We start from the raw sequence: 5,455 nt of genomic DNA, 5'->3' as shown, positions 1-5,455 counted from the left end.
ACCCGAAGCGCTCCCGCCCTTCCCAGTGCTCATCGAGCACGTTGCCGAAGCGCAGGTCGGTGACGCCAGCACCACGGATCCGTCCCAGGCGAGCGAACGGCGCGCTGTACGAACTGATCTCCAGCAGCACGTCCACCCAGCTCCCACCGCGCTCCAGCGGTGAGCCGTGATGGGGAGACCCAAGGCAGACGAGCCCGCGCAACAAGGGCCGCCAGGCCTGGCCCTCGGCCTCCGCCGCGAGGCACGCGCTCCGCGCCACCAGTCCGCCCATGCTGTGACCCATGAGCGTCAGCGATTCGAGCGGCACGGGCCAGCAGGCCACGAGCTGTTCCAGCAGCGCGGAGAGCGCACGCCCGTTCCGGGAGATGTGCAGGCCGCTGTTGTAGTGGAGGTAGACCGGCGTGTAGCCGAGGTCGCGCGCCAGCGCCGCGCCATGGTCATGCCCCCGCCGGCTCCACTGAAGGTCGTTCATCGAGGAGCCATGGACCAGCACGAGCAGCCGGCTCCCTGCCTCCGGGAGGGCGTCGCGCAGGGCCTCGGGCTCCAGGCACAACGGCTGTCCGTGGACCCGGAACGCCATCGGAATCGCGAGCGGGTTGCCCTGTGCCTCCAGCGCATCCCCCAGCACACCGTTCAGCGCGGAGACGACCGCCTCCCGCTGAGGCCCCGGAGCACTGTCACCCAGCCACGGCGAGAGCCGCGCGAGCACGGCGTCGAGCCCCGCCCCCACGTGCCGCGTGGCCTCCTGGAGTGTCGAGTAGATCCACCCCGTCACGGCCCGCGCCGGGCGCTCCAACGGCCTGCCCAGGACGGACGGCCCGCTGGCGATGGTGCAGTGCACCTCCTCGACGAGCCCCATCACGCCCCGGGTGGCCTGCACCGCGAGGCGGCTGGCACCCCGCAGGGCCTCCGCGTTCTTCCTGACGGCTGGCGACTGGCTGTTCATGGCTCACGCCTCCACGACCAAACCTACCGAACCGTAACCTACCCGACCGTAGGTCCAGGGTCAAACCGGGGGCCGCTTCAGGCGCGCAAGCTCCTCGCTCAGGGAGCGGTTCTCCGTGCGGAGCGTCTGTAGCTCGGTCGACACCGGACGCAGCATTTCGTCCAGCTCCGCCTCGGTGAACCGGGGCGTGATGTGCTGGGGACAATTCCAGTCGAAGCCCTCCACGCGGAGCACGAAGCCGCGTTCGGCCTTCGCGCTCTGCCCGGGGACCTCCAGGCGCTCCATCGTCGCGGGGTCCGTTTCGCGGGTGATGACGGACGCGTGCGCCAGGACCTTCAGGCGTGCCCGGTTCGGGTAGTCCACGAAGATGAGCGCGACCCGGTCGTTCTCGCTGACGTTGCCCGCGGAGATGTACTGCTTGTTGCCCCGGTAGTCCGCGAAGCCCAGCGTGTGCGGGTCCAGCACCCGGATGAAGCCCGGCGGACCGCCCCGGTGCTGGATGTAGGGCCAACCGTTCGCGCCCATGCTGGCCATGTAGAAGCTGTCACGTTGGCCAAGGAACTCCGCCTCGTCGGGCGTGAGCACATCCGGTGCGTCCCCTGCCCTCTCGATACGTGCGTAGGCCGCACGGCTCCCGTTCTGCTCCTGGAGCGCCCTCACTGCGGGCGTGAAGGCGAGTCTTGCGAAACGGCCCATGGCTTTCTCCCTCGAAGCACCACGTATATCCATGGGACGTGGTGAAATAATCAGCCGGACCCGCAAGACTTCATTGCCAACTTCGCAAGAATCATGGACCAGCTCTTCACGCTCCGGACGTTCGTCGCCGTCGCCAGGCAGGGAAGCTTCACGGGCGCATCCCGCCATCTCCGCATCTCTCCGTCGGTGGCGACCCGCGCTGTCGCCCAGCTCGAGGAGCGGCTCGGGCTCGCGCTCCTCACGCGCACGACGCGCTCCGTGCGCCTCACCGAACGTGGGCAGATCTATCTGGAGAGCTGCCAGCGGCTGCTGGAGGACCTGGATGAGGCCGACCGGCGCGTCCGGGGTGAGAACGCCGAGCCACGAGGCGAACTCCACCTCTCCGCGCCCATCGTCTTCGGACGGCTTCACGTCCTACCGGTGGTCCAGAAGCTGCTCGCGGCGCATCCGGCCCTGTCCATCCGCATGCACCTGTCGGACAGGAACCAGCACCTCGTGGACGAAGGCATCGACGCGGCCGTCCGCCTGGGGGAGCTGAAGGACAGCAGCCTCATTGCCCTCAAGGTCGGCACCGTCCGCCGCGTCCTGGTGGCCAGCCCCCACTACGTGAAACAGCGCGGGACACCCCGCTCGCCCGCCGAGCTGAGCCGCCATGAGCTCATCGCCTTCGAGAGCCTCGACGCGACGAACGAGTGGCGGTTCGGCGAAAAGGAGAAGCCGGTGCGCATCCAGCCCCGCCTCATCCTCAACAGCGCGGACACGGCCATCGCGGCGGCGGAGCAAGGGGTTGGTATCGCGCGCACGCTCTCGTACCAGGTGGCGGACGCCGTGCTCGCGGGGCGGCTGGTGCTGCTCCTCGGAGCGTTCGCGCCGCCACTGGTTCCGGTGAGCGTCATCTACCCCGGCCGCCGAAGCACCTCCGCGAACGTGGGGGCCTTCGTCCGCACGGCGCGCAGCCACTTCGAGGAGCACCCGCTCCTGCCGGTCGAAGCGTGGCGCCCGCCCAGGCCCGCGGGCGGCAAAGCCAGACGCTGAAAAGCGAAAGGGCCCCGGTGTTTCCACCGGGGCCCTCTCAGAGTTGCGGGGGCAGGATTTGAACCTGCGACCTTCGGGTTATGAGCCCGACGAGCTACCAGGCTGCTCCACCCCGCGTCACCGTGACGCGGTACTGCTGTTATCACCTTGAACACCCGGGGTCGAAACTTTCATTTCGACCCCGGGCTTTTTCAAGTTGCGGGGGCAGGATTTGAACCTGCGACCTTCGGGTTATGAGCCCGACGAGCTACCAGGCTGCTCCACCCCGCGGCGAGAACGAGAGGGTAAGTACCGAAGCCTCTCGCTACCGTCAACACCTATCTCGGCGCCCCATCGCATTGTTTCGCGCGAGCGCCGAGATGGCGTGACGTCACTACTTGCCCAGCTTGCTGAGCAGATCCGCGAAGGTGCCGAAGCCCTTCTTGCCAGCGCCCTGCGGCTGCTGCGTCTTCTGCCAGGCCTCCACCTCGGCGCGCTCCTCCGCGCGGATGGCGCCGGGGATGGACAGGCGGATCTTCCCGGAGGCGTCGATGTCGATGATCGCCACCTTCAGCTCCTGGCCGATGGAGAAGTGCTTGCGCATGTCCGTGCCGCGATCCGTGCCGGTCTCGCTGGCCGGGATGAGGCCCTTGCCGCCCGGGAACGCGAGGAAAACGCCGTAGGGCTCCAGCCGATCCACCTTGCCGACGACGACCGCGCCCACCTTGGGACGGGGCGCCGAGGGCTCCTTGGGAGCCGACGCCTGAGCCTCCTTCGCGGGACGCTCCTCGGGAGGACGCTGGGCCTCCTCCTCGGAGATGCGGCGCAGGCCGATGCGCTTGTCATTCGGGTCGATCTTCTCGACGGAGACCCAGATGACCTCGCCTTCCTTCACCGCGTCGCGCGGGTGCGCGATGCGCCGGTCGCTCAGCGCGGAGATGTGCACCAGGCCGTCCACGCCCGGGCGCAGCTCCACGAACGCGCCGAAGGGCTGGAGCCGGACGACCTTGCCCTGCATGCGGTCGCCCTCCTTGATCTCCTCCAGCGCCTTCTTGAACGGATCCTCCTGACGCGAACGCAGCGACAGGGTGATGCGCTCCTTCTGCTTGGACTTGTCGGGGGAGTTGGGCTGGCCCTCCTCCATGCGGAGGATCTCCACCTCCACGTCGTCGCCCTGCTTCACCACGTCGCTGGGGTGCGCGACGCGCGTGTAGGAGAGCTCGGAGACGGGGACCATGCCCTCCACGCCGCCCAGGTCCACGAACACGCCGAAGTCGCGCACGCCGGAGACCTTGCCCTTGACCGTCTTGCCCACGGCCAGGGTCTTGCGCGTCTCCGTCGCCAGCCGGCGCTGCTCGTCCTCCAGCAGCGAGCGGCGCGACAGCACCACGTTGCGGTCGCGCACTTCCGTCACTCGGAACTGGAGCTTCTCGCCGATGAACTGATCCGGCTTCTCCACGAAGCGGATGTCCAGCTGGCTGATGGGGCAGAAGGCGCGCGTCTCGCCGATGGCGACTTCCACGCCGCCCTTGTTCACGCTGAGGACCAGGCCTTCCACCGGCATGCCGGAGGCGCGGGCCTCCGCGAGCATCGCGAAGGACGCGTTGCCCTTGGCCAGCGCGCGGCTGAGCTGGATGCCCCGGGCACCCATCTCCACGACGTGCGCCTCCAGGCGGTCACCCACGCCGAAGCGCAGGATGCCCTCGTCGTCCTTGAGCTCGCGCAGCTCGATCATCGCCTCGGACTTCGCCGAGCCGTCCAGCGACACGAACGCGGTGTCCGCGCCCAGCTGGAAGATGGTGCCACCGACCTTCTCGCCAATGCGCACGCCACGGCGGCCAGGAGCGCCACCGTCCTTGACCTGCGCCTCGAACATGTCCGCGAAGGACTCGGTCTCAGCGACCTCTTCGTACAGCGGGCTGGACGGCGCGGGGGCCGGCGTCACCGGACGCGGGGCCGGAGCCGGCGTCGAGGCCGCGGAGGCCTGCGCGTCAGCGCCCGTCTGCTCCGCGGTCGCGGTCGCCTCGGCGGGCTTCTCACCCTCCAGCGCGCGCGTCTCGATGGAGCCCGAGGCCCGCTTCACGACCACCATGGGGCCGGACGGACGGCGCTCGCCGCCTCCACCGCCACCCCGGCGCTCGCCGCCACGGCCACCGCCGCGCTCACCGCCACCGCGGGGCGCGTCGCCCTGGGGACGGGGCTGCGACTGGGCGTCGCGAGGACCGCGATCACCTCGGCCCGGCCCGCCCTTCTCATCGCGGCCACCACGGCCACCGCCGCGCTCGTTGCCCTGGCCCCCCGAAGGGATGCCCAGCATCACGTCGCCAAACGTGGCCTTCGGCTTCTTGGGACCGAAACCGCCAGGACCGCCCGAATTTCCGCCGCTCTTCTCGTCGCTCACTGCCGAGACCTTCCGTTGACGATTCCAGCCCGGGACTTCCTTGAAGTCGGGGCCTTTGGAAAAAGGCGGCGCACTCTACACGTGCGCCATGCCCGGAGGAAGCCGCATGCGGCCATCCCCTTCACAATCGGCCTCCTATCCCAACGGAAAGGGGCCTGTCCTGCATTCCGTTTGAGCCCCCAGACACTGCCTGGAGGGCAGCCGTCCCACCGGGGGCCGCACCGCGTCTACCGGGCGAGACCCAGCTTCCGACCCACCTTGCGGAAGACGGCGCCCGCCTCCGGGACGCCCAGCGCGGCGGACACCGCGAAGTAGACGACGCCGAAGGGCACAGCCGTCGCCATCAGGCCCAGCACCGGGTGCAGTCGGGGCGGCACCAGGAGGGTCCCGCCCCACTC

The 5,455-nt window shown here is 69.4% G+C and carries 4 protein-coding genes and 2 tRNA genes; 1 reads left to right on the top strand and 5 read right to left on the bottom strand.

Translation table 11 applies throughout. The annotated features are described in order from the left end of the window. Together D7V77_RS39765 and D7V77_RS39760 are read right to left on the bottom strand one after the other, a co-directional pair. Positions 1 to 946 (bottom strand): triacylglycerol lipase (locus D7V77_RS39765; RefSeq protein ID WP_120581409.1); only part of this gene is annotated, 946 nt, incomplete at its 3' end. 60 nt (positions 947 to 1,006) lie between these two features. Next, a complete protein-coding gene (locus D7V77_RS39760; protein WP_120581408.1) occupies positions 1,007 to 1,642 on the bottom strand; it encodes a pyridoxamine 5'-phosphate oxidase family protein in 636 nt (211 codons plus the stop codon). 93 nt (positions 1,643 to 1,735) lie between these two features. Between D7V77_RS39760 and D7V77_RS39755 the strand changes: the two genes are divergently transcribed. Next, complete coding sequence (locus D7V77_RS39755) at positions 1,736 to 2,677, top strand: LysR family transcriptional regulator (RefSeq protein ID WP_120581407.1); 942 nt, start codon at positions 1,736 to 1,738, stop codon at positions 2,675 to 2,677. A 43-nt stretch (positions 2,678 to 2,720) separates the two neighbouring features. Here the strand turns inward: D7V77_RS39755 and D7V77_RS39750 are convergent. The 3 genes from D7V77_RS39750 to D7V77_RS39740 all read right to left on the bottom strand — a co-directional run bounded on the left by D7V77_RS39750 (position 2,721) and on the right by D7V77_RS39740 (position 5,057). Further along, positions 2,721 to 2,794 (bottom strand) — tRNA-Met (locus D7V77_RS39750). 79 nt (positions 2,795 to 2,873) lie between these two features. Continuing rightward, positions 2,874 to 2,947, bottom strand: a tRNA-Met gene (locus D7V77_RS39745). A 103-nt stretch (positions 2,948 to 3,050) separates the two neighbouring features. Next, positions 3,051 to 5,057 carry a S1 RNA-binding domain-containing protein gene (locus tag D7V77_RS39740; RefSeq protein WP_120581406.1) on the bottom strand — a complete coding sequence of 669 codons (2,007 nt, stop codon included), beginning with the start codon at positions 5,055 to 5,057 and terminating at the stop codon, positions 3,051 to 3,053. Positions 5,058 to 5,455 lie beyond the last annotated feature (398 nt).

The sequence above is a fragment of the Corallococcus sp. CA041A genome (assembly GCF_003612075.1).
In the GTDB taxonomy this organism is placed as follows: domain Bacteria; phylum Myxococcota; class Myxococcia; order Myxococcales; family Myxococcaceae; genus Corallococcus; species Corallococcus exiguus.
This window is presented reverse-complemented; position numbering and strand designations above follow the sequence as displayed.